Source organism: Streptomyces sp. NPDC051105 (assembly GCF_040682795.1).
Classification (GTDB): domain Bacteria; phylum Actinomycetota; class Actinomycetes; order Streptomycetales; family Streptomycetaceae; genus Streptomyces.
In genome coordinates this window covers 184,827-207,800 of record NZ_JBFBBR010000001.1, presented here as the reverse complement: position 1 = coordinate 207,800, position 22,974 = coordinate 184,827, and the positions used below count along the sequence as shown (strand labels likewise).

The window sequence follows — 22,974 nt, the reverse complement described above, 5'->3', positions numbered from 1 at the left end:
GCCCGGTGGATCCGCCTAGGATCATGGTGCCCGATCCCCGGCAGGTGAGGAGCCCCAACGGCCATGGCCGACACGCATGTTGTCGTCATCACGGGAGGCGGAACCGGCATCGGTGCCGCCACCGCCCGATTGCTGCGGGCCGCCGGGCACCAGGTCGTCATCGGCGGGCGGCGGCCCGAGCCGCTGCGGCGACTGGCCGACGAGACCGGCGCCCTGGCGCACCCCGGCGACCTCTCGGACCCGGCGGGGGTCCAGGACCTGATCGACACCGCGGTCACCCGCTACGGCAGGCTCGACGGACTGGTCCTCAACGCGGGCATCGGCCGCAGCGGCGCGGTCGGGGACCTCTCGGACGAGACCTGGGACGAGGTGCTGCGCACCAACCTGACCGGCCCCTTCCTGACCCTCCGCGCGGCCCTGCCGCACTTGATCCAGGCCCGCGGCGCGGTGGTCGCGGTCGCCTCGGTCGCGGCGCTGCGCAACGGGTGGGGCAACGCCGCGTACGCCACCTCGAAGGCCGCGCTCCTCCAGCTGTGCCGCTCGGTGGCCGTCGACTACGGCAGCCGGGGGGTACGGGCCAACACCGTGTGCCCCACCTGGGTCCGCACCGAGATGGCCGACGGGCGGATGGCCCGGTTCGCGGCGGAGGAGGGCATGGCCGGCGGGGTCGAGGAGGCGTACACGCAGGCCACGCGGCTGGTGCCCAGCGCCCGCCCCGGCGACCCGGCCGAGGTCGCCGAGGCTATCGGCTGGCTGCTGTCGCCCGCGGCCTCGTTCGTCAACGGCGCGACCCTCACGGTGGACGGCGGGATCAGCGCCCTCGACCCGGGAACGGTGCCGTTCGGCTTCCGCGTCGAGAGCCGGGGCGGAGACGCCGGCCACTGAGCACCCCTGGCGCGGCCCGACGGCTCCGTCCCGGCGTTCCGACGGCTCCGTCCCGGCGTTCGTCCGGACGGAGCCGTCCTCCCGTGCTGTACGGACGCGGGTCGCTGCCGCTGCGGGCCAGGGCGCGGTCGAGCAGGGGCGCGTCCTCGTCCTGGGGCACCTCGCATATCCCTCCCGGTCGCGAGGGTCTTTTCGTTCTGGTCCGGGCTCTCCCCGACACCCTCCGCTACGAGACCCAGTTCGTGATCGCCGAAGGCGACTACCACCTCATGCTGTACGGCCGCTGCGCCGGCCGTGGCGCTCCCGCCGCCTCGGTGGTCGCCGACGTGGTCCGTGTCGAGGACGGCAAGCTCGCCGAGCACTGGGATGTCTGGGAGGAAGAGGCGACCCCACCGGAGTCCGTGAGCGGAGGACCGATGTTCGGCGACCGATTTCCCGCCGAATGATCACAGGAGGCTGTGCCCGGGAATGGGGGACATGTCGCCATGTGTTGGGGCGGAAGGACGACGAGCACCGGAGCACGACGTGAGCGCTGCGATGATCACCGCAACTGTGGTCGAGACCCTGCGGACCTGGCGCCGTTCGGCGCGACCTCTGTGGCTGGTCGGACCCCTCCTGCTGATCATCGCGATCCCGGTGGCCGACGGGTTCCTGCCGCCCGACATCCATCTCGCCCACCTCCTCGTCGTCGCCGTGGCGGTCACCGCGGTCGGCGCCGGGCCGCGCGCCACCGCGCTGATCGGGGCGCTGGCGGTCCTCGCCCTGGTCTCCGCGGGCGTGGAGCGACGGTCACTGACCACCGAGAGCGTCCTCGTCGAGCTCTCCGCCCTTGTCGCCGTCTGCGCGTTCCTCGTCCTCTTCACCGGCATGCGGGACCGGCGTGAACGCGAGCTCGCCCGGGTGCGCTGGGTGTCCGACGCGGCCCAGCGCGTCGTCCTGCGGCCACTGCCGCAGCGGGCCGGACCTGTCACTCTCGCCTCGCAGTACCGCAGCGCCGAAGCCGACGCGACCATCGGCGGCGACCTGTATGCGGCCGCCCGGATCCCCGGCTCCACGCGGCTGCTCATCGGGGACGTCCGGGGCAAGGGACTCCCCTCCATCAGCGACACGGCGATCGTGCTGGGCGCCTTCCGGGCCGCCGCACACCGCCGGATCCCGCTGCCGGAGCTGGTCGCCTACATCGAGGACGCCGTCCGGTGGGGGCTCGCGGAGTTCTCGGAGCCCAAGGAGGACGCCGCCGAGCGCTTCGTGACCGCCGCCGTCCTGGACATCCCGGACGACGAGCCCGTGGTGCATCTGATCAGCTGCGGGCACCCGCCACCCCTGCTGCTGCGCGGTCGCGCCAGGACGGCGCTGGCGCTGCCGGTTCCCGAGCCGTCGCCGCCGCTCGGTCTCGGCGTGTGGCCCGCCGACGCGGACAGCACGGACAGTGCCGGCGCCCGCTACGTACCGGCGACCTTCCCGTTCGAGCACGGCGACAGGCTGGTCCTGTACACCGACGGCGTCAGCGAGGCGCGGAACGCCGACGGCGACTTCTATCCGCTCGCCGAGCGCGCCACGGCCTGGGCGGACAAGGCGCCCGGTCCGCTCGTCGAGCAGCTCGCCACGGACGTCCGGGCGTACACGGGCGGCCGGCTGCACGACGACATGGCCATGATCGTCGTACAGCGCGATGCGTAGGACTCCGGTTCGGACAGCCGTTCTCCAGATCACCCGCTGCGCGGACGACGCCGCGGGCGCCGCGGACCTGGTCACCCTTGTCGGCGTACTCCACCGCCGCCAGCAGCAGCGGAGTCCCGGGTGATGACGGCGCGACGGCTCGGGTACTCCCGCCCGGCTGTCACGCCGGGTCACTATGCTCAGTTCATGCCCGGATCGCAGCACGGTGGAGTGTCCGTGGAATGTAAGACAAACGAGCGATGGGGCCTTGGAAGATGCTGAGAGAGGTGAGCGCCACCCGATATATCGCTCCTCTGCGCTCTGGTGGCTCCGTACCCGGCATCGTCGAGGCCGACGACCTCGGCACCTACGTCGTCAAGTTCACCGGCTCCGCTCAGGGCCGCAAGGCGCTGGTCGCCGAGGTGGTCGTGGGGGAGCTGGCGCGGGCGCTGGGACTGCGGTTCCCGGAGCTGGTGCTCGTGCACTTCGACCCGGCGATCGCCGAGGACGAGCCGCATCAGGAGGTACGCGAGCTGCACGCGGCCAGCGCCGGGGTGAACCTCGGGATGGACTTCCTGCCCGGCGCGAAGGACTTCACCCCGGAGATCGCCGAGGTCTTCCCGGTGGACCCGCTGGAGGCCGGCCGGATCATCTGGCTGGACGCGCTCACCGTCAACGTCGACCGTACGGTCCACAGCTCCAACCTCATGGTCTGGCCGACGTTCGGCACCGCGCCCGCGCACCTGTGGCTCATCGACCACGGCGCCGCCCTCGTCTTCCACCACCGCTGGGACACCTCGGCACCCGAGAAGGCCTACGACTTCCGCCACCACGCCCTCGGCCGGTACGGCCCCGACACCCGGGCCGCCGACGCCGAACTCGCGCCGCGGGTGACCGAGGAGCTGCTCCGGGACCTCCTCGCCGAGGTCCCGGACGCCTGGCTCACCGACTTCGGCACGCCCGACGAGATGCGTGCGGCCTACGTCGGCTATCTGCTGGCCAGGGTCCGGGCCTCCGCGCAGTGGCTCCCCACCGATTTCCCGGGCCGCGACCAGCTCGCGGCCGAGGAGGCCGCCCGCGCGGCCAGGTCACAGCAAGGACGCCCGGCCTGGCTGAAGCAGGTTCCCGACCTGCACGGCAAGCCCGCGGCTCAACAGGATTGGTCGGTACACCTCGGATGAGTGACAGCCAGCGCGTCGAGATCGAATACTGCACCCAATGCCGCTGGCTGCCCCGCGCGGCCTGGCTGGCGCAGGAGCTGCTGACCACCTTCGAGGCCGAGCTGACCGAACTGGCCCTGAAGCCCGGCAAGGGCGGGATCTTCGTCGTCCGCGTGAACGACGAGGTGGTCTGGGACCGCAGGGAACAGGGGTTCCCCGAGCCCACGGCCGTGAAGCAGGCCGTACGCGACCGAGTGGCCCCGGGGAAGTCCCTGGGCCACTCGGACAAGTGAGCAGGTGAAGGTCAGCCGCGCAGCTGCTGGTACGCGGGCAGCGTGAGGAAGTCCGCGTAGTCGTCGTCGAGGGCGACGGTGAGCAGCAGGTCGTGGGCCTGCTGCCAGTGGCCGGCCGCGAAGGCCTGCTCGCCGGTCTCCTCGCGGATGGCGTCGAGTTCCTCGGCGGCGATCTTGCGGGCCAGCTCCGGCGTGGCCTTCTCGCCGTTCTCGAACTCGACGCCCGCGTTGATCCACTGCCAGATCTGTGAGCGGGAGATCTCCGCGGTGGCCGCGTCCTCCATGAGGTTGAAGATGGCCACCGCGCCGAGACCGCGCAGCCAGGCCTCGATGTAACGGATGCCGACCTGGACGGCGTTGACCAGACCGGCGTAGGTCGGCCTGGCGTCCAGCGAGTCGACCGCGATCAGGTCGGCGGCCTCGACATGGACGTCCTCGCGCAGCCGGTCCTTCTGGTTCGGCTTGTCGCCGAGGACCCGGTCGAAGGACTCCATGGCGATCGGGACCAGGTCGGGGTGGGCGACCCAGGAGCCGTCGAAACCGTCGTTCGCCTCACGGTCCTTGTCGGCGCGGACCTTCTCGAAGGCCACCTTGTTGACCTCGGGGTCCCGGCGGGACGGAATGAAGGCCGCCATGCCGCCGATGGCGTGCGCACCGCGCTTGTGGCAGGTGCGGACGAGGAGTTCGGTGTACGCCCGCATGAACGGGGCGGTCATCGTCACGGCGTTGCGGTCCGGCAGGACGAACCTGGGGCCGCCGTCACGGAAGTTCTTGACGATGGAGAACAGGTAGTCCCAGCGGCCGGCGTTCAGCCCCGAGGCATGGTCGCGGAGTTCGTAGAGGATCTCCTCCATCTCGTACGCGGCCGTGATGGTCTCGATCAGCACGGTGGCGCGGACGGTGCCCTGCGGGATGCCGACGTAGTCCTGAGCGAAGACGAATACGTCGTTCCAGAGCCGGGCTTCGAGGTGCGACTCGGTCTTCGGCAGGTAGAAGTAGGGCCCCTTGCCGAGGTCGAGCAGTCGCTGCGCGTTGTGGAAGAAGTAGAGCCCGAAGTCGACGAACGCGCCCGGCACCTGCTCGCCGTCGACCTCGATGTGCCGCTCGTTCAGATGCCAGCCGCGCGGCCGCATCACGACCGTCGCCAGCTCCTCGTTCGGGCGCAGGGCGTACGACTTGCCCGAGCCGGAGTCCGTGAAGTCGATGTTCCGCGTGTAGGCGTCGATCAGGTTCAGCTGGCCCAGGACGACGTTCTCCCAGGTCGGTGCGGAGGCGTCCTCGAAGTCCGCGAGCCAGACCCGGGCGCCCGAGTTGAGGGCGTTGATGGTCATCTTGCGGTCGGTGGGGCCGGTGATCTCGACACGCCGGTCGTTGAGCGCCTCGGGGGAGGGGGCCACCCGCCAGGAGTCGTCCGCGCGGATCGCGGCGGTCTCCGGGAGGAAGTCGAGCGTGGAGGTGCGGGCGATCTGGGCGCGGCGCTCGGCCCGGCGGGCGAGGAGTTCGGCACGGCGCGGCGAGAACCGCCGGTGCAGCTCGGCGACGAAGGCGAGTGCCGCGTCGGTGAGGACCTCCTCCTGCCGGGGCAGGGGCTCGGCGTCGACGATGGCCGGCGGAGACGGCGCTGGTGCGGACATGAGCTGTCACTTCCTTCAGCGGTGGCACCGGGTGCCAGTCGTTCCGGGGAGAGCGAAGCACGCCTGATCGAGGGTCGGGTGCTTCTGAACAGTGGATACTAGTTTCCTCATTGTGGAAGTTCAATGGTTTGTTGATGTCGAGATTCTCCGGGTCGAGCCAAGGTGGCGCTCAGTGCCACCCCGTTCACTCAAGGTGGCTCAGATCCGCTTCGGTGTCGATGTCGAACGGCTCGGCCACATCCCCGCACTCGACCGGCGCGATGCTCGACTCGTGGGCCTTGAGATAGGCGCGGGCGCCCCGGTCGCCGGTCGCGCTCGCGGCGATCCCCGGCCAGTGCCGGGCGCCGAACAGCACGGGATGTCCTCGCACCCCGTCGTAGGCGGCCGCCACCAGCGAGTCCTCGTCCCGGTACCCGCCGAGCACCCGGGCCACCGCCTCGCCCCCGATCCCCGGCTGATCCACCAGCGACACCAGTGCGGCCCGTACCCCTGCCCCGGCGAGCGACGCCAGCCCCACCCGCAGCGAGGACCCCATGCCCTCGGCCCAGTCCGGGTTCTCCACGACCACGCAGCCGTCCAGCCGGGCCCGCGCCCGCACGTCGTCCGCACGCGCGCCCAGGACCACGTGCACCGGCCCGCAGCCGCCCGCGCGCAACACCCCGACCGCGTACTCCACCAGGGGTCGCCCGCGATGGGTGAGGAGCGCCTTGGGCCGCCCGCCGAGCCGTCTGCCACCGCCGGCGGCGAGCAGCAGCCCGGCGATCTGGTCACGCGTGTCCGTCATGCGTCCTGCATACCCGACGCCGGGGCGGGCGGCCGGTTCCGCAGGGCTGAATTTCGGTCCGCGCTGTAGCGCGTCGCGCGCGGGAGGGCGTTTACTGACCCGCGTCGCCGGGCGCCCGACCACCGTCATGGGGCGACGGGCGAGGGGGGAGAGCTGTGTTGCGGAGCTTGGGACAGAGACCAGTGACCGGCAGTGACGAGGATCCGAGGGTTACGGAACTACGGACGGCGGTCTCCCGCCTGCGCCGCGAACTGGCCGCGCATCCGGCCGAGTTCACCGACCGCGCGATAGCCGAGGACGAGCTGGCGGCCCTGGCGGCGATGGCCGTCGGCGGCATGCCGGAGATCCCGCGGCTGCGCCGTTCCCTGTTACTGATCGCGGGAGCCATCGGTTCGGTGAGCGCACTGTCCCGGGGCCTGTCGGACGTACGTCAGGCGGTGGATATGTTCGGGGAAACCCCGAGGGGCTGATGGCGAGGGGCGCGGTGACGTACCTCGCGGTTACGCACCCAGGGGCGCCGGGCCGTATCGATGTGCGGCTCCGCCGCGTGGGCGCGACCAACCGGAACGGGACCCGCACCCGCCCACGGCGAAGCGGCCCCCACCCCTCAGGCTCCTGAACTCGCCAACGCCTGGGACAAATCGACGGCCACCTGCTGCAGCACCGGCACGATCTTCTCCGTCGCCGCCTCGGTGACCCGCCCCGCCGGCCCGGAGATCGAAATGGCCGCCGCCGTGGGCGACTCCGGCACGGACACCGCCAGGCACCGCACCCCGACCTCCTGCTCGTTGTCGTCCACGGCGTACCCCAGCTGCCGTACCTCCTCCAGGGCGGTCAGGAACCCCTCCGGAGTGGTGATCGTCTTCTCCGTGGCCGCCGGCATCCCGGTCCGCGCCAGCAGGGCCCGTACCTCGGCGTCCGGTACGCCCGCCAGCAGCGCCTTGCCCACCCCCGTGGAGTGCGGCAGCACCCGCCGGCCCACCTCGGTGAACATCCTCATCGAGTGCTTCGACGGCACCTGCGCCACGTACACGATCTCGTCCCCGTCGAGCAGCGCCATGTTCGCCGTCTCGCCGGTCTCCTCGACCAGCCGCGCGAGGTACGGCCGTGCCCAGGTGCCCAGCAGCCGGGACGCCGACTCGCCGAGCCGGATCAGCCGGGGGCCGAGCGCGTACCGCCGGTTGGCCTGCTGGCGTACATAGCCGCAGGCGACCAGCGTGCGCATCAGCCGGTGGATGGTCGGCAACGGCAGTCCGCTGCTCGCGGACAGCTCGCTGAGGCCGACCTCGCCGCCCGCGTCCGCCATCCGCTCCAGCAGATCGAAAGCGCGCTCGAGGGACTGGACCCCGCCGCCGTTGGACTTGGCGGAGCCGGTGGTGCTGGCGCTGGACGTCGGCACGGCGCGTTCCTTTCGGGGCTGCCTTTCGGGCCGGGCAGAAGAGCAGAAGCCTACCCGGCGGCCGGTTGACGCCCTGCTTGTGCGTAGCTACGTTCTGCTTGCCGGAATTGTAATTCCGCTTTGTGGAAACGTCCAGAGTGTGCGCCTGTGCGGCCCTGGGGATCAGTGTGCCCTTGACGGCGGGGGAGCGGGAGTGAAGACTCCTTCAACAGAACGTTGAATTCCGTTACATGGGTGTAAATCCCGTTTCCCGGAAGTAAAACGGCGGCAGAGAGAGGGGTCCGGGTGTCCGACGCTGAACTGGTGCTGCGCTCGACGCGCGTCATCACCCCGGAGGGGACACGGGCCGCCTCGGTCTCCGTGTCCGCCGGGACGATCACGGCCGTACTGCCGTACGACGCCCCCGTTCCGGCGGGCGCCCGTCTGGAGGACTTCGGCGACGACGTGTTGCTGCCCGGCCTGGTCGACACCCATGTGCATGTGAACGACCCGGGCCGCACCGAGTGGGAGGGCTTCTGGACCGCCACGCGCGCGGCGGCGGCCGGCGGTATCACCACCCTCGTCGACATGCCGCTCAACTCCCTCCCGCCGACCACGACCGCCGACAACCTCCGCGTCAAGCGGGAGGTCGCCGCCGGCAAGGCGCACGTGGACGTCGGCTTCTGGGGCGGCGCACTGCCGGACAACGTCAAGGATCTGCGCCCCCTGCACGACGCCGGGGTCTTCGGTTTCAAGGCGTTCCTGTCGCCGTCCGGCGTGGACGAGTTCCCGCATCTCGACCAGGAGCAGCTCGCCCGCTCCCTGGCGGAGATCACCTCCTTCGACGGCCTGCTGATCGTGCACGCCGAGGACCCGCACCACCTGGCCGCCGCCCCGCAGCACGGCGGCCCCAAGTACGCCGACTTCCTGGCCTCGCGTCCGCGTGACGCGGAGGACACGGCGATCGCGCAGCTGATCGCGCAGGCGAAACGCCTCCACGCGCGCGTGCACGTCCTGCACCTGTCCTCCTCGGACGCGCTGCCGCTGATCGCCGAGGCCAAGCGGGACGGCGTACGGCTCACCGTCGAGACCTGCCCGCACTACCTCACCCTCACCGCCGAGGAGGTCCCGGACGGTGCCAGCGAGTTCAAGTGCTGCCCGCCGATCCGTGAATCGGCCAACCAGGACCTGCTCTGGCAGGCGCTGGCCGACGGCACCATCGACTGCGTGGTCACCGACCACTCGCCCTCGACCGCCGATCTGAAGACCGCCGACTTCGCGACCGCGTGGGGCGGCATCTCCGGACTCCAGCTCAGCCTCCCCGCCGTGTGGACGGAGGCTCGCAGGCGCGGCCACGGTCTTGAGGACGTGGTCCGCTGGATGTCGGCCCGCACGGCCGCGCTCGTCGGCCTCGACCACCGCAAGGGCGCCATCGCGGCCGGCCGGGACGCCGACTTCGCCGTCCTCGCGCCCGACGAGACCTTCACCGTGGACCCGGCGGTCCTGCAGCACCGCAACCGGGTCACCGCGTACGCGGGCAAGACCCTGTACGGCGTCGTGAGGTCCACCTGGCTGCGCGGCGAACGCATCGTCGCGGACGGCGCGTTCACGGCCCCGGAGGGACGCCTGCTGACCCGCACCCCCTGACCACCGCGCGCTCCCGCACCCGCAGCGGCCGACACCCGAGAGGAAGACTTCTTTGACGGCGATCCCGACCTTCACCGGCGACGCGAACCCCTACTCCGGCGGCGACCCGTACGCCGACTACCGCACCGCCGACTTCCCCTTCACCCAGTACGCCAACCTCGCCGACCGGCAGCTCGGCGCCGGGGTCATCGCCGCCAACGACGAGTTCTTCGCCCAGCGGGAGAACCTGCTGGTGCCCGGACGGCCCGAGTTCGACCCCGAGCACTTCGGGCACAAGGGGAAGATCATGGACGGCTGGGAGACGCGCCGCCGCCGCGGTGCCTCGGCCGGGCACCCCTGGCCCACGGCCGAGGACCACGACTGGGCGCTGGTCCGCCTCGGCGCCCCCGGCGTCGTCCGCGGGATCGTCGTCGACACGGCCCACTTCCGCGGCAACTACCCGCAGGCGGTGTCGGTCGAGGGCACGTCGGTCCCCGGCTCCCCGTCCCCGGCGGAACTCCTCGGCGACGACGTGAAGTGGACGACCCTCGTCCCGCGCACGCCGGTGGGCGGCCACGCTGCGAACGGCTTCGCCGTCTCCGTCGAACAGCGCTTCACCCACCTCCGCGTCAACCAGCACCCCGACGGCGGCATCGCCCGCCTGCGCGTGTACGGCGAGGTCGTCCCGGATCCCGAGTGGCTCGCCGTGCTCGGCACCTTCGACGTGCTCGCCCTGGAGAACGGCGGCCAGGTCGAGGACGCCTCCAACCTCTTCTACTCGCCGGCCACCAACACCATCCAGCCGGGCCGCTCCCGCAAGATGGACGACGGCTGGGAGACGCGCCGCCGCCGCGACCAGGGCAACGACTGGATCCGCTACCGGCTGGTGGCGCAGGCACAGATCCGGGCGATCGAGATCGACACGGCGTATCTGAAGGGCAACAGCGCGGGCTGGGCGTCGGTGTCGGTGCGGGGCGGCGAGGACGGCGACTGGCGGGAGATCCTTCCGCGCACCCGCCTCCAGCCGGACACGAACCACCGCTTCGTCCTGGCTGCCCCGGCCGTCGGCACGCACGCGCGCGTGGACATCTTCCCGGACGGCGGAATCTCCCGGCTGCGGTTGTTCGGAACGCCGACAGAGGCGGGATGGGCAGGGCTGACGGCCAGGCACCGCGAACTGTCCTGACCCGCCTTTCCCGCCGGCCCACCCGACTCGGTCGCTGTTCGAGCCCGCTGCTCTGACGACCGAGACGTGTGGGTGGGCGGGCGAGGGAACCGCTGAAGCGTCGGCTACGTTCTTTCCCCGTGACCCTTCAGCAAGAAATCGTCGGCAACGCCATGCAGATGGCGGTCGTCAACCTGCACCCCGGCCAGACCGTCTACTGCGAAGCCGGAAAGTTCCTGTTCAAGACCACGAACGTGAGCATGGAGACCCGGCTCAGCGGCCCGAACGGCGGCGGCCAGCAGCAGGGCGGTGGCGGCGGCATGGGCGGCATGCTGCGCCAGGCCATGGGCACCGCCATGCAGGTCGGCCAGCGCATGCTCGCCGGTGAGTCACTGGCCTTCCAGTACTTCAGCGCACAGGGCGGTGAAGGCACCGTGGGCTTCGCGGGCGTGCTGCCCGGCGAGATGCGCGCCCTGGAACTCAACGGCACGCGCGCGTGGTTCGCCGAGAAGGACGCCTTCGTCGCGGCCGAGTCCACCGTCGAGTTCGGCATCGCCTTCCAGGGCGGCCGCACCGGCATGAGCGGCGGCGAGGGCTTCATCCTGGAGAAGTTCACCGGCCACGGCACCGTGATCATCGCCGGTGCGGGCAACTTCATCGACCTCAACCCCGCCGACTTCGGCGGCCGTATCGAGGTCGACACGGGCTGTGTCGTCGCCTTCGAGGAGGGCATCCAGTACGGCGTCCAGCGCGTCGGCGGCCTCAACCGCCAGGGCCTCATGAACGCCGTCTTCGGCGGCGAGGGACTCTCCCTGGCCACCCTGGAGGGCAACGGCCGGGTGATCCTGCAGTCCCTCACCATCGAGAGCCTCGCCAACGCCCTGAAGAAGGCCCAGGGCGGCGACAAGCAGGGCCCCACCGGCGGACTGTTCTCGACGCACGCGGGGTGAGGCGCCGTACGGACGATCACGACCGATGAGTCGCGGGCGCCCGCGGGGTCTGAGCTGACGACAGCAGACCGCACCCCAGGAAGCAGGCACCCCCACGGGCAAGCTCGTCTCCACCATGTTCATCACCCTCGACGGCGTCTACCAGGCACCCGGCGGCCCCGAGGAGGACCCCGGCGGCGGCTTCACCCACGGCGGCTGGAGCCACCCCGTGCGCTGAGCACTCACCTACGTCGTTCTGCGGGAGGCGGCCCAGAGGTCTCTTACTCAGGCCGTCCGGCGAAGAAGTCCGCCAGGGAGGACGCGAGCGTTTCTGGAGCCTCTTCGGCCACGTGGTGCCCGGAGTCGATGCCGTGGCCGCGTACGTCCGGCGCCCACTGCCGCCAGATCTTCAGCGGGTCCCCGTACAGGTCCTCGAGGTCGTCCCGGAGCGACCACAGGATCAGTGCCGGGCACTGGATCCGTGTCCCGGCGGCGCGGTCGTCCTCCTCGTGCCGCCGGTCAATGGTGAGGCCGGCCCGGTAGTCTTCCAGCATCGCCCGCACCACGTCGGGGTTTCTCGTGGCCGCGCGCCACTCGTCGTAATTCTCCTGCCCCATGCTCTGGGGATCACCGTGGTACCAGCTGTCCGGATCGGCGTTGATGACCCGCTCGGGAATATCCGGCTGGGCGAAGAAGAACCAGTGCCACCACTGCGTGGCGAAGTCGACCGTGATGCGGGACAGGTGCTCGGTGAGGGGCAGACAGTCGATCAGCGCCACCCGCGAGACCGCGTCGGGATGATCGAGTGCGAGACGCAGCGCGACACTGCCTCCGCGGTCGTGCCCGGCGAGCGCGAACCGGGCATGACCGAGGGAGCGCATCACCTCGACCACGTCACCAGCGACGGCCCGCTTGGAGTATCCCGCGTGGTCTGCGGTAGGCGCCGGACCGGTGGACCGGCCGTACCCCCGGAGATCGGGACAGACCACGGTGAAACCGCGTCGGACGAGGAGCGGGGCGACGCGATGCCAGGTCGCAGATGTCCGGGGGTGGCCGTGCAGCAGCACCACTGGCGGCCCTTCCCCGCCGTAGCGAAGGAGAATCGATGCTTCATCGACCTGAACCCGCCTGGTCTCAAAGCCCTCGAACAAGGCCCAACCCCCACCCTCGTTGACACACCACGGCACTTATCTGCCCAGGACAACCCCGTACTCGCACCCGAGGACCACCGGGCCAACAGGCTGCGCAAGCCGGCCCCCTTTGCCGACGAGTGCTGAACCGACACAGCCTTCCTCATGCCCCCACGGATCCCGTGGACACACCTGCCGGATTCGCCAACGGTGTGACGTCCGAGCCATCCGGAGGAAGTGCGGACCTCACCAGGCGGTTTGCGATGCACGATCAGGGGCACGCGGAGATCAGTGCTTCGGACCGGAGGCGCATGTCCAGCGGGGATTCCTGCCGCGAGATGCCCGGCCTCTGATGTCGGCTCCCTCGTTGCGTTACCCCTGACCACGCGTTCAGTGATCCGGAATCCGCATTCCGGGCTCTCTGAGCAGCCGTCCAGGAGCCATCTCTCACATGACTGGCAACACAGCTTCCGACCGGTCCCGTACGCCTACTCACACCACCCGTGCCGCGTCCCGGCACCCCCACGACGACTCTCCCGACACAGCAGCCCTCTTCGCCCGGCTCGCCTCGCTCGGGGACGTCCCCGAACGCCGCGTTCTACGCGACGAGCTGGTGGCTGCCTGGCTGCCCATGGCGCACCGTGTCGCCAGCCGCTTCCGCGACCGCGGGGAGAACATCGAAGATCTCCGGCAGGTCGCCGCCCTCGGCCTGGTCAAGGCCGTCGACCGCTTCGACCCCTCGCGTGGCGCATTCGAGAGTTACGCGGTGCCCACCATCACCGGCGAGATCAAGCGGCATTTCCGCGACCGGATGTGGGTGCTGCGGGTCCCTCGCGGCGTGCAGGAACTGCGCAACCGGGTGCGGGTGGCCCGCCGCGAACTGACCCAGCAGCCTGGCGCTCTGGAACCCACCCCGGCCGTCCTCGCCGCTAACACCGGGCTGACCGAGGACGAGGTCAGGACGGGCCTGGAGGCCCTGGACAGTTTCAAGCCCCTGTCTTTGGACGCCGAGCTGTCCGTCCGAGAGAACGGCCACAGCCTCGCCGACACCCTCGGAGACGTGGACGGCTCCTTCGACACGGTCGTGGACCGGGAGGCCGTCAAGGAGGGCCTGCGCCGACTGCCTGAAAGGGAGAGGGACATCCTCTACCTGCGTTTCTTCGAGGACATGACGCAACGCCGGATCGCCGACAAGCTCGGCCTCTCCCAGATGCACGTCTCCCGCCTCATCGCACGTAGCTGCGCCCTCGTCCGGGCCGTAGCTCTCCACCAATGAGGCATGCGGAAAGCCGCACGCGCCATCATCTGCAGCCCGTACCTGAGGAGACCGTCCGATGCTCATGCCCCACCCCGTGGCCCTGCGCAGACTCCTCACGGAGTACGAAACACGTCTCGCGATCCAGCCCCGCACCGACGGCACCACTCCCGACCCGCGCCTGCAGGACCTCGCCTACACCCTGTGCGTGTCCACCGGCACCCGGGAGATCGATCAAGCTCTGCTAGCGGCCCACGACTACCTTGAACGGCCGATCGAAGACCCTGTCGAAGACCCTGACAGCGGAGGCGAAATCGCCGCGTCGCGCCGGGTACGTACCGTGGTAGCCCCTGGTCAGCAGCACCGCACCGCAGGCGCCACACCTCTTCTTCACAGCTAGGTACAGCGCGGCAACGGCACCTCGTGGCCTCTCGCGGCCCCCTGGACCGGGAAGAGCGGACGCGGTCGGGTGGTCGGCTCCTACGTACACGGGCGCGCCTGTTCCTGTACGGGCCAGGTACGCGCGAGTGGTCCGTCGTTCCTCCCAGGCCATCCTCAGCGACGTGTGAATCGCATGTGCGTCCCCAACTCCGCGGCTGGACTGGACGGCGGTCGGCGGTCCGAGTCGGCTCCCCGCCGTGGCTGTGCAGGACACCGCTGCGGGGTGTCTCCTCGGACCGACCTGTCCGCCGGCCTGGCGGCCCCTAGGGGGTCGACATGCCGTGTCCGGTGCGCGAAGAGTGGTTCTCCCTCGCGATGGCGCTCGCCGTCATGGCCAGCAGGAGGCCGACGATTCCGACGATGACGTTGTTCACGATGCTCTTGGTGGTGCTGACGTCACCTGCGACGGCCCAGGGGGCGATGATGGTCCAGGCGCCCATGACGCAGGCGGCCCAGGGCATGCTGTGGGTGCGCTCGTAGGCGCGACCGAATCCGCCGCTCATCAGCAGGGCGAAGGCGATGCCGACGATCAGGTTGTTGACTGCCAGCGTGGACAGGTTGTTGAAGCCCACGATCCACGGGGACGCTGCCAGGTACACGCCCGTGAGCAGGGCCATGGCTTCGATGGCTTGGGCCATCGGCGTACTCGTCGCTCGCTCCGCCACCTCGTGACGAGTGCGCATGGCGACGATGTCAGGGTGGGTCTCCATCGACGACCGGGGAGAAGTTGTCATTTCGGTTACCTTCGCAATCGGGATCGGCTTGTGGCCCGTGACGAGTACCCCGGATAGCGCCGGTTCCAAAACCGTCCGCCCCTCTCTCTCCGGATCCTTCCTTGTGTTCACGGCCGTCGATGGGTGCGCTGCCAGCGGGGGCGCGCGTCGTTTGCCGGGGTCCGGCGACGGAGGCGCAGCGTGGGCAGACCCGCCGTACGCGATTCGCCGCGCCATCTCCTGGCGGTGACATTGGTGACCAGAGCGGATTCGAGCGATTCCGGGAAGAGGTCGGTCACGCGGGGTGCCGCGTCTCACCTCGCAACGTGTCGTGGGCTTACGTCCTGGGGGGAGAGGGTACCCAGTGGTTCTGGGGGGATTTTTCCCCATATGAGGAGCGCTATGTATGAGGGAACCACTCGCTGTCCCGCTCTATCGGCCGAGGAAGCAGCCTCGTCGCACGGTCCGTGTCGCGTCCGTGCCCGCCGGTCACGTGTACGTCCAGCACTGCGCGGATCCCCGCGGAACCGACGGAGTGCTCCGTCTCGCTGATCCCCGGCCCAACGGCGCACCCAGTACCTCTCAGCGCTGGTGGCCGCCGATGATGCTGGATCCGACTTGGGTGGCCGATCATCATGATCGGTTCGATGTGTTCCATCTGCACTTCGGGTTCGATGCCCATGAGCCGGACGCACTGCGTGCGCTCGCGGACGTCTTGCACCGATACGGCAAGCCGTTGGTGTACACCGTGCACGACCTTCGCAATCCTCATCAGGCCGATCCAGCTCCCCATCTTGCTGCTCTGGACGTGCTGCTGACGGAAGCGGATCGTTTGATCACCCTTACTCGGGGAGCTGCGTCCGAAATCGTCCGACGCTGGCACCGCTCGGCGATCGTACTTCCGCATCCTCACGTGGTGGAGGTGCCTCGCCTCGCGCGTCCCCGACCTTCCTGGTCCGGCTTTCGGGTAGGGGTGCACGCCAAAAGCCTGCGTCCGAACATGTCCGTCCTGCCGGTGGTCCGGACGCTGAGTTCCGTGTTGTCCGGACTGCCCGGTGCCGAGATGCTGGTGAATATTCATCGCGAAGTCGGCGATTCCGCTGCGCACGCCTACGCCCCCGAAGTCATGGCCGAGCTGGAAACCCTTGCCGCTGAGGGGCGGTTGAGGCTGCACGTCCACGACTACTTCGACGACGAGCAGCTATGGAGCTATCTGAGCGGGTTGGATGTGTCAGTGTTGCCGTACACCTTCGGTACCCATTCAGGTTGGCTGGAAGCGTGTCACGACCTGGGTACCACGGTCATCGCGCCGACCTGTGGTTACTACGCCGAGCAGCGCCCCTGCCTGTCCTACGGACATACCCAGCGGGAGGGCTTGGATGAGGAGTCACTGCGCCATGCGGTCCTGACCGCATACCGGACCCGGCCGTCTTGGCGAGCCACGGCGGCCGAACGGACAGCCGAGCGCATTCGTGTTGCTGCCGCCCACCGCGACCTGTACACGGAGTTGTTGACTTGAGCACGGGCCTGCGGATCGCCCTGATCGCCTCCGCCCGCTTCCCTGTCCGGGAGCCTTTCGCAGGCGGACTGGAAGCGCACATCTGGGCGCTTGCCCGAACGCTCACTGCTCGCGGCCACCGCGTGGGGCTCTTCGCTGCGCCCGGCTCGGACCCGACGCTGGACCTGCACGAACTGCCGGTTCACCGGCCGAAGCTGAGCGCCGCCGCCCGAGCCGACGTGAGCATGCCTGACCCGGAATGGATGGCCGAGCACCACGCCTACCTGCGTCTGATGCTCGACCTGTCGGAGAACGGCCGTCGACGGTTCGACGTGGTGCACAACAACAGCCTGCACTACCTCCCGATCGCCATGGCCTCGGCTCTGCCTCTGCCTGTGGTGACGACCCTGCACACCCCGCCTACCGCCTGGCTGGAATCGGCCATCCAGACGCGGCGAGACTGCCCGGTCACGTTCACGGCCGTCAGCGCCCACACCGCCCGTGCCTGGCGGCCTACCGTGCCTGCGGCTCGGGTCGTGCGCAACGGCGTCGACATGCGAACGTGGTCTCAGGGCCCGGGCGGTACCTATCTGGTGTGGTCGGGACGGCTGGTTCCCGAAAAGGGGCCCCACCTTGCGGCCGAGGCGGCACGCAAGGCTCGTATTCCCCTGCGGCTGGCCGGCCCGGTGGGGGACCCCCGCTACTTCACCGAGTATGTGGAGCCGCTACTCGGCGACGGGGTCGACTACGTCGGCCACCTGGATCGCCGCAGCCTGGCGGACCTGGTGGGCGCAGCACGCGCCGCGCTCGTCACCCCGTGCTGGGACGAGCCGTACGGGCTGGTCGTAGCCGAGGCGCTGGCTTGTGGCACCCCTGTGGGCGGGTTCGACCGAGGGGCTCTGCGCGAGATCCTGACTCCCGAGTGCGGACGGCTCGCCCCACCCGGTGACGCCGCTGCCCTGGCCGACCTGATACCGGAGATCGCGCGGTTGGATCGGAGGGCAGCCCGGGACCGGGCCGAACGCTTCTGTTCCCTGCAGGTGATGGCCAATCAGTACAGCGCACTCTATGAGGAGCTGACCACATGATCGGCTACTACATCCACCATCAGGGCCGGGGCCACCTGCACCGTGCGCTCTGCATAGCCCGGCACGCGAAGACGCCGATCACCGCTCTGTCCTGCCTGCCCCGCCCCGCCGACTGGAGCGGCGCGTGGGTTCGACTCGCGCAGGACAACGGGCCGGGGACCACTGCCGCAGACCCGGCAGCCCATGGCCGGCTGCACTGGGCCCCTCGACACCATCCTGGGCTCCGTACGCGCATGGCGGATATCGCGCAGTGGATCCGCCTTTTCACCCCTGCCCTTCTCATCAGTGACGTATCGGTGGAAGTGGCCACCTTCGCCCGTCTGATGGGCATCCCCGTGGTAGTGGCGGCCATGCGCGGTGAGCGAGACGATCCCGGTCACCGACTTGCCTACGACCTCGCCGACACCCTGCTGGCGCCCTGGCCTGAAACAATCCCCGAGCCAGGCTGGCCCGACGCCTGGTACGCCAAGACAGCCCATACGGGCGCCTTTTCCCGCTACGACGGCCGGAAGCACCCCGAGCGGGCCGTCGCCGGCCGTGAAGTGCTGCTGATGCTGGGAGCCGGAGGCGCGGACATGGATGAGACGAAACTCCGCGAGGCGGCTCAGGCCACACCCGGCTGGAGGTGGACCGTACTGGGAGGCCCAGGCGGATGGACGGAGGACCCGTGGCCACTGCTGTGCCGGTCCGACGTAGTCGTCACGCATGCCGGACAGAACGCCATCGCCGAGTGCGCCGCCGCGCACGCCCCCGCCGTGGTCATCCCACAGGACCGGCCGCACGGCGAGCAGCATGCCACTGCTCGTGCGCTGACGGCCGCTTCCCTGGCCACCGTATGCGACACGTGGCCCACGCCGCAGGAGTGGCCCGCGCTGCTGGAGTGGGCGCGGCACATGGGAGGCGAGCGCTGGAGTCAGTGGGCGCCCGGCGATGGCGCGGTCCGGGCTGCTCGACTGATCGATTCCCTGGCGACCCATCACATGCAGCGAGGTGGCTCGCACCCGCTGCTCTGGGAAGGTGTCTCATGCGCACAGCAGTGATCACCCTGGTCGCGGGGCGCCACCATCATCTGGCCCTGCAACAGCGTGGCCTGGCCGCCGGCACACAGGACACGGACCACTACATCGTGGTCACGCTGCACGACCCGGCCGCCGCCGAGATCGTCCGGGAGCGGCTGCCCGCGGCCGACGTGCTCACCGTCGAACTGGCCGCCGGCCGGCTGCCGCTCGCCACCGCTCGCAACGTCGGTGCCCGGCGAGCTCTTACCGCAGGCGCCGAACTGCTGGTCTTCCTGGACGTGGACTGCGTTCCCGGACCGACCCTCCTCGGCCGCTACAGCGAGGCGGCCCATGTCGCCGAGACAAGCGGCGACCACCGTGCCCTGCTGTGTGGCACCGTGGCCTACCTTCCCCCGCCACCACCCGGCGGATACAGACTGGAGCAACTGCCCGACATGGCGCCGCCCCACCCAGGGCGCCCGACACCCGCCACAGACGAAGTCCTGCGCGACGGAGATCACCGGCTCTTCTGGTCGCTGTCATTCGCCGTGACCGCTGACACCTGGCTGCACACAGGCGGCTTCTGTGAGGACTACACCGGCTACGGCGGAGAGGACACCGACTTCGCCCGTACTGCCGCCGCGCGAGGAGTCGACCTGTGGTGGGTCGGTGGCGCCCCTGCCTATCACCAGCACCACCCGGTGAGCCATCCTCCGGTCGAGCACCTGGACGACATACTGCGTAACGGAACCCTTTTCCGCGAGCGCTGGGGCAACTGGCCTATGGAGCAGTGGCTCCGAGACTTTGCCGACCTCGGACTGATCCGCCACGACCCCGCTACCGACACCTGGCACCGCACCGAGAAGCCGGTCACCTCGCCCGCCTGAACACTGCCTGGCGTCAACTCGTGGCGAACCAGGGAATGAGCGTGCGCGACGCCGCCGAAAACCAGGGATGTGGGAGAAGCCGGTGTGGTTCTAAACGCCGACTGGTTCCAGGGCGCTGTCATCGAAAACTGGCGCCCTCAGGACGGCCGACGCAGGGCACTGATTCCTGTCGACCGGCTTGGCTGATCTTGCTGCTCATCGGCCACAAGCCAGGACAACGAGAGCTGCCCGTGCCCCTCGCCGTGGGGGGCGAGGGGCTGGAAGCCCGGCCGATCGGGGGCCGGTCCTTCAGGGGGCCGCACTGTTCCTCGGACCGGTCAACGGGCGACTCAGCAGCCGAAGTCGACGAGGTTGAACGTGACGTAGTGGTCGGAGGTGTAGTAGTCCTCCTCGTACTCCTCACCCGTGACGATGCGGCGCGCACCGCGCGTGGAGGAGCCCGGGGTCTTCACGGTGTACTCGTGATAGTAGCCAGACGGCTGACTGGGCAGGACCCCCTCCTGGTTGCGGAAGACGACGCCGTCCTGCGAGTACGGGAACGGACCGCCCGACGCGATCAGGTCGAGCGTGTCGTACGCCTGCGAAGGCAGGTTGCTGTAGCAGATACTGCCGACCGAGGTGGCTGCGGCGTCCGCCGTCGCGGCGGTGACAGTGCCGCCGACCAGGAGGGCGGACAGCAGGGCGCCTGCTGCGCCGATGCGGGTGATTCGTGGGGGGAATCTCATGGCCTCATGATGACGCGCGTAGACGATGTCATGTCAATGACAAGGCAAGGAATTTGTTCTGGAGTCCATTGATTTTTCACGCAGTTAACCTGCCATGGGCGGCCCCCATGAAGTCTGCACACAGGGCCGCCGAGTCCACTCGCTGCCCGGCTGCTCCCGCAGAAGTCCACGCCGAGTACGAGGAGTTGCTGGCCGCAGCATAGGCGAAACACTCAACACCGCTGTCCGAGAAGCGCAGGGCCCCACCCTCTTCGAGTCTGCGCTTGCCGAGCACGTTCCCGCAGCGGCGTGTCACTGCATCGTGCTCCCCGCGACGGCGAACAGCGCGATCGCCAGCACGATCAGCGCGACGCCGGCGAAGACGCCGTAGCCGTCGAGGAAGCCGAGCCGTTGCAGGAGGCCCACGTGCCAGTGGGTGAACTCGTGCACCAGGCCCAGCACACCCTGCACCAGAGCGACGAATCCGAGGAGTTCCAGCAGCTGTCTCACAGCACGACTCTCGCCCCGCGGCCTCCCCCCATGCCATCGGCCGCGGGGCGAGTCGTGCCCACCGGAAGTCGCTCCGCACGCGCGCGTGCCGTGCCGAAAGTCCACACCGGCCCAACTTTGGTCGACGATCCCGTGCACGGGGAGGTGGCACGGTCCGGTCCTGCGTAGATTCGTCGACCGTGAGCGGTGACATCTCGATACGGGCGTTCGAGCGGCGGCGGTGGCTCTTCCCGTCCGCAGTGCTCCATGAACTCGATCCCGGCGCCGGCCCGGCCGGCCTGCGGCCCAGGCGCACCGCGCGCGACTGGCTCGTCGACTTCAGCTGTTTCCTGCTCGCCGTTCTGCTGGGCGTGGCCGCCGCGAACACCATGCGGCAGGACCCGAACGTCTCCCACGGCCTCGCGGTCGCCGACCAGCTGATCGGCGGCCTGGCCTGCGCCGCGGTCTGGCTGCGCCGCCGCTGGCCGACAGGTCTGGCCATCGCCATGGTCCCGGTCGGCTTCGTCTCCGACACCGCGGGCGGCGCCGCCATGGTCGCCCTGTTCACGCTCGCCGTGCACCGCCCGTTCCGGTACGTCGCCTGGATCGGCGGCGTCGACCTCGCGCTGGTCCCGTTCTTCTACTGGCTGCGCCCCGACCCCGACCTGCCCTACCTGGCCGTCGTCATCCTGGTCGTGCTGTTCACCCTCCTGGTCATCAGCCTCGGCATGTTCGTGCGCTCCAAGCGGCAGCTGATGGTCAGCCTGCGCGATCGTGCCCAGCGCGCCGAGACCGAGGCCGGGCTGCGTGCCGAGCGGGCCCAGCGGCTGGCCCGCGAGGCCATCGCCCGTGAGATGCACGACGTCCTCGCCCACCGGCTGACCCTGCTCAGCGTGCACGCCGGAGCCCTCGAGTTCCGTCCCGACGCACCCCAGGCGGAGATCGCCCGGGCGGCCGGGGTGATCCGGGAGAGCGCCCACGAGGCCCTCCAGGACCTGCGCGAGATCATCGGCGTCCTGCGCGCCGCCGACGGCGACGAGGCGGGCGGCCGGCCGCAGCCCACGCTGGCCGTCCTCGACGCGCTCGTCAGCGAGTCCCGCCAGGCCGGCATGAAGGTCACCCTCGTCAACCACGTCGGCGACCCGGCGGCCGTTCCCGCCTCCGTCGGCCGTACCGCCTACCGCATCGCCCAGGAGGGCCTCACCAACGCCCGCAAACACGCCCCCGGCGCAGAGGTCACCGTCCGCGTCACCGGAGCCCCCGGCGACGGCCTGGACATCGTCGTGCACAACCCCGCCCCGGAGACCGAGGCCCCGCACGTCCCCGGCTCGGGGCAGGGCCTGATCGGCCTGACCGAACGCGCGACGCTGGCCGGGGGCCGGCTGGAGCACCGGGCCACCGGCGACGGCGGCTTCGAGGTGCGGGCCTGGCTGCCCTGGGGCTCCGCCTGAACCACCGCGTCCGCAGTCCGGACAACTCTGTCCGCCCGGACGACCACGTCCGCCGCCCGGACGACCACGTCCGCCGCCCGAGCGGCCACGTGCCGTCGTACCCGCGTGATTACGTAGGAGCCATGACCGCGATCAGACTGCTGCTCGTCGACGACGACCCCCTGGTGCGGGCGGGGCTGTCCCTGATGATGGGCGGGGCCGGGGACATCGAGATCGTCGGGGAGGGCGCCGACGGCGACGAGGTCGAGGCGCTCGTCGACCGCACCCACCCGGACGTCGTCCTGATGGACATCCGCATGCCGTCCGTGGACGGGCTCACCGCCACCGAGCGGCTGCGCGCGCGACCGGACGCCCCGCAGGTCGTCGTCCTGACCACCTTCCACGCCGACGAACAGGTGTTGCACGCCCTGCGCGCGGGGGCCGCGGGGTTCGTCCTCAAGGACACCCCGCCCGCCGAGATCGTGGACGCGGTGCGCCGGGTCGCGGCCGGTGACCCCGTGCTGTCGCCCGCCGTCACCCGCCAGCTGATGCGGCACGCGGCGGGCGTCCGGGCGGACACCCGGCAGGCACGCGCGCGTGACCGGCTCGCCGCCCTCAACGACCGCGAGCGCGAGGTCGCCGTCGCGGTCGGCCGGGGCCTCGCCAACGCCGAGATCGCCGCCGGCCTCTTCATGAGCGTCGCCACCGTCAAGACCCATGTGTCCCGCATCCTGGCCAAGCTCGGCCTGAACAACCGCGTCCAGATCGCACTGCTGGCATACGACGCGGGACTGCTGGAGGAGTAGGGGCACCAGTCGGGCGCCCCGA

At 70.2% G+C, this 22,974-nt stretch carries 24 protein-coding genes and 1 pseudogene; 18 read left to right on the top strand and 7 right to left on the bottom strand.

Annotated elements, in window-relative coordinates; translation table 11 throughout:
* Nucleotides 1-63: 63 nt before the first annotated feature.
* From AB0N16_RS00985 to AB0N16_RS00965, 5 genes are all read left to right on the top strand, one after another.
* On the top strand, nucleotides 64-885 hold the full coding sequence (locus tag AB0N16_RS00985) for an SDR family oxidoreductase (protein ID WP_365791683.1): 822 nt from the start codon (nucleotides 64-66) through the stop codon (nucleotides 883-885).
* A gap of 83 nt (nucleotides 886-968) precedes the next feature.
* Nucleotides 969-1,331: a hypothetical protein gene (locus tag AB0N16_RS00980; RefSeq protein ID WP_365791679.1), complete on the top strand. Its 363-nt coding sequence runs from the start codon at nucleotides 969-971 to the stop codon at nucleotides 1,329-1,331.
* Nucleotides 1,332-1,410: 79 nt separating this feature from the next.
* Nucleotides 1,411-2,565, top strand: coding sequence for a PP2C family protein-serine/threonine phosphatase (locus AB0N16_RS00975; RefSeq protein ID WP_365791677.1), 1,155 nt, complete (start codon nucleotides 1,411-1,413; stop codon nucleotides 2,563-2,565).
* Nucleotides 2,566-2,819: 254 nt separating this feature from the next.
* Complete coding sequence (locus AB0N16_RS00970; protein ID WP_365791675.1) at nucleotides 2,820-3,725, top strand: HipA family kinase; 906 nt, start codon at nucleotides 2,820-2,822, stop codon at nucleotides 3,723-3,725.
* Nucleotides 3,722-3,997 carry a SelT/SelW/SelH family protein gene (locus AB0N16_RS00965; protein WP_360475128.1) on the top strand — a complete coding sequence of 92 codons (276 nt, stop codon included), beginning with the start codon at nucleotides 3,722-3,724 and terminating at the stop codon, nucleotides 3,995-3,997. The genes AB0N16_RS00970 and AB0N16_RS00965 overlap by 4 nt, the downstream gene beginning before the upstream one ends.
* 11 nt (nucleotides 3,998-4,008) lie before the next feature.
* Here AB0N16_RS00965 and aceB read toward each other — a convergent pair whose 3' ends face one another.
* Nucleotides 4,009-5,631: a malate synthase A gene (gene aceB, locus AB0N16_RS00960; RefSeq protein WP_365791673.1), complete on the bottom strand. Its 1,623-nt coding sequence runs from the start codon at nucleotides 5,629-5,631 to the stop codon at nucleotides 4,009-4,011.
* Nucleotides 5,632-5,815: 184 nt separating this feature from the next.
* Nucleotides 5,816-6,415: a nucleotidyltransferase family protein gene (locus tag AB0N16_RS00955; protein ID WP_365791671.1), complete on the bottom strand. Its 600-nt coding sequence runs from the start codon at nucleotides 6,413-6,415 to the stop codon at nucleotides 5,816-5,818.
* Between the two features lie 155 nt (nucleotides 6,416-6,570).
* Between AB0N16_RS00955 and AB0N16_RS00950 the strand changes: the two genes are divergently transcribed.
* Entirely contained in the window at nucleotides 6,571-6,885 is a 315-nt protein-coding gene (locus tag AB0N16_RS00950; protein WP_365791669.1) for a DUF5955 family protein, read from the top strand.
* A gap of 137 nt (nucleotides 6,886-7,022) precedes the next feature.
* On the opposite strand, the gene AB0N16_RS00945 is transcribed toward AB0N16_RS00950, so the two are convergent.
* Nucleotides 7,023-7,814, bottom strand: a complete 792-nt coding sequence (locus tag AB0N16_RS00945) for an IclR family transcriptional regulator (protein ID WP_365791667.1) — start codon at nucleotides 7,812-7,814, stop codon at nucleotides 7,023-7,025.
* Nucleotides 7,815-8,099: 285 nt separating this feature from the next.
* Between AB0N16_RS00945 and allB the strand changes: the two genes are divergently transcribed.
* The 4 genes and pseudogenes from allB to AB0N16_RS00925 all read left to right on the top strand — a co-directional run.
* The gene (gene allB, locus AB0N16_RS00940) at nucleotides 8,100-9,440 is read left to right on the top strand and encodes an allantoinase AllB (protein WP_365791665.1); all 1,341 of its coding nucleotides are present in this window, start codon (nucleotides 8,100-8,102) and stop codon (nucleotides 9,438-9,440) included.
* Between the two features lie 52 nt (nucleotides 9,441-9,492).
* Nucleotides 9,493-10,605 carry an allantoicase gene (gene alc / locus AB0N16_RS00935; protein ID WP_365791663.1) on the top strand — a complete coding sequence of 371 codons (1,113 nt, stop codon included), beginning with the start codon at nucleotides 9,493-9,495 and terminating at the stop codon, nucleotides 10,603-10,605.
* Nucleotides 10,606-10,724: 119 nt separating this feature from the next.
* On the top strand, nucleotides 10,725-11,534 hold the full coding sequence (locus AB0N16_RS00930) for an AIM24 family protein (protein WP_351698010.1): 810 nt from the start codon (nucleotides 10,725-10,727) through the stop codon (nucleotides 11,532-11,534).
* Between the two features lie 115 nt (nucleotides 11,535-11,649).
* A pseudogene (locus AB0N16_RS00925) lies at nucleotides 11,650-11,742 on the top strand (dihydrofolate reductase); the annotation flags it as partial.
* A gap of 52 nt (nucleotides 11,743-11,794) precedes the next feature.
* Here the strand turns inward: AB0N16_RS00925 and AB0N16_RS00920 are convergent.
* Nucleotides 11,795-12,664, bottom strand: coding sequence for an alpha/beta hydrolase (locus AB0N16_RS00920; RefSeq protein WP_365791661.1), 870 nt, complete (start codon nucleotides 12,662-12,664; stop codon nucleotides 11,795-11,797).
* Nucleotides 12,665-13,094: 430 nt separating this feature from the next.
* Between AB0N16_RS00920 and AB0N16_RS00915 the strand changes: the two genes are divergently transcribed.
* Nucleotides 13,095-13,919: a SigB/SigF/SigG family RNA polymerase sigma factor gene (locus tag AB0N16_RS00915; RefSeq protein ID WP_365791659.1), complete on the top strand. Its 825-nt coding sequence runs from the start codon at nucleotides 13,095-13,097 to the stop codon at nucleotides 13,917-13,919.
* 58 nt (nucleotides 13,920-13,977) lie between these two features.
* On the top strand, nucleotides 13,978-14,298 hold the full coding sequence (locus tag AB0N16_RS00910) for a DUF5133 domain-containing protein (protein WP_365791657.1): 321 nt from the start codon (nucleotides 13,978-13,980) through the stop codon (nucleotides 14,296-14,298).
* A gap of 304 nt (nucleotides 14,299-14,602) precedes the next feature.
* Here the strand turns inward: AB0N16_RS00910 and AB0N16_RS00905 are convergent, their stop codons facing one another.
* Nucleotides 14,603-15,073 (bottom strand): SPW repeat protein, encoded by a 471-nt coding sequence (locus AB0N16_RS00905; RefSeq protein ID WP_365791655.1) that lies wholly within the window; start codon nucleotides 15,071-15,073, stop codon nucleotides 14,603-14,605.
* 580 nt (nucleotides 15,074-15,653) lie between these two features.
* Between AB0N16_RS00905 and AB0N16_RS00900 the strand changes: the two genes are divergently transcribed.
* From AB0N16_RS00900 to AB0N16_RS00885, 4 genes are read left to right on the top strand one after another with little or no spacing between them, the layout of a single operon-like run.
* Nucleotides 15,654-16,571 (top strand): glycosyltransferase family 1 protein, encoded by a 918-nt coding sequence (locus AB0N16_RS00900; RefSeq protein WP_365791653.1) that lies wholly within the window; start codon nucleotides 15,654-15,656, stop codon nucleotides 16,569-16,571.
* Nucleotides 16,568-17,638 (top strand): glycosyltransferase, encoded by a 1,071-nt coding sequence (locus tag AB0N16_RS00895; RefSeq protein WP_365791651.1) that lies wholly within the window; start codon nucleotides 16,568-16,570, stop codon nucleotides 17,636-17,638. Before AB0N16_RS00900 ends, AB0N16_RS00895 begins: the two co-directional genes overlap by 4 nt.
* Entirely contained in the window at nucleotides 17,635-18,678 is a 1,044-nt protein-coding gene (locus AB0N16_RS00890; RefSeq protein WP_365791649.1) for a glycosyltransferase, read from the top strand. Before AB0N16_RS00895 ends, AB0N16_RS00890 begins: the two co-directional genes overlap by 4 nt.
* Nucleotides 18,663-19,523 carry a galactosyltransferase-related protein gene (locus AB0N16_RS00885; RefSeq protein WP_365791647.1) on the top strand — a complete coding sequence of 287 codons (861 nt, stop codon included), beginning with the start codon at nucleotides 18,663-18,665 and terminating at the stop codon, nucleotides 19,521-19,523. Before AB0N16_RS00890 ends, AB0N16_RS00885 begins: the two co-directional genes overlap by 16 nt.
* Before the next feature lie 329 nt (nucleotides 19,524-19,852).
* Here the strand turns inward: AB0N16_RS00885 and AB0N16_RS00880 are convergent, their stop codons facing one another.
* Nucleotides 19,853-20,248, bottom strand: a complete 396-nt coding sequence (locus AB0N16_RS00880; protein WP_365791645.1) for a ribonuclease domain-containing protein — start codon at nucleotides 20,246-20,248, stop codon at nucleotides 19,853-19,855.
* A gap of 291 nt (nucleotides 20,249-20,539) precedes the next feature.
* A complete protein-coding gene (locus tag AB0N16_RS00875; RefSeq protein WP_365791643.1) occupies nucleotides 20,540-20,737 on the bottom strand; it encodes a hypothetical protein in 198 nt (65 codons plus the stop codon).
* 179 nt (nucleotides 20,738-20,916) lie between these two features.
* Here AB0N16_RS00875 and AB0N16_RS00870 point away from each other — a divergent pair, with 179 nt between their 5' ends.
* Entirely contained in the window at nucleotides 20,917-22,167 is a 1,251-nt protein-coding gene (locus tag AB0N16_RS00870; protein WP_365791641.1) for a histidine kinase, read from the top strand.
* A gap of 122 nt (nucleotides 22,168-22,289) precedes the next feature.
* On the top strand, nucleotides 22,290-22,952 hold the full coding sequence (locus tag AB0N16_RS00865) for a response regulator transcription factor (RefSeq protein WP_365791639.1): 663 nt from the start codon (nucleotides 22,290-22,292) through the stop codon (nucleotides 22,950-22,952).
* The last annotated feature ends 22 nt before the right edge of the window (nucleotides 22,953-22,974 follow it).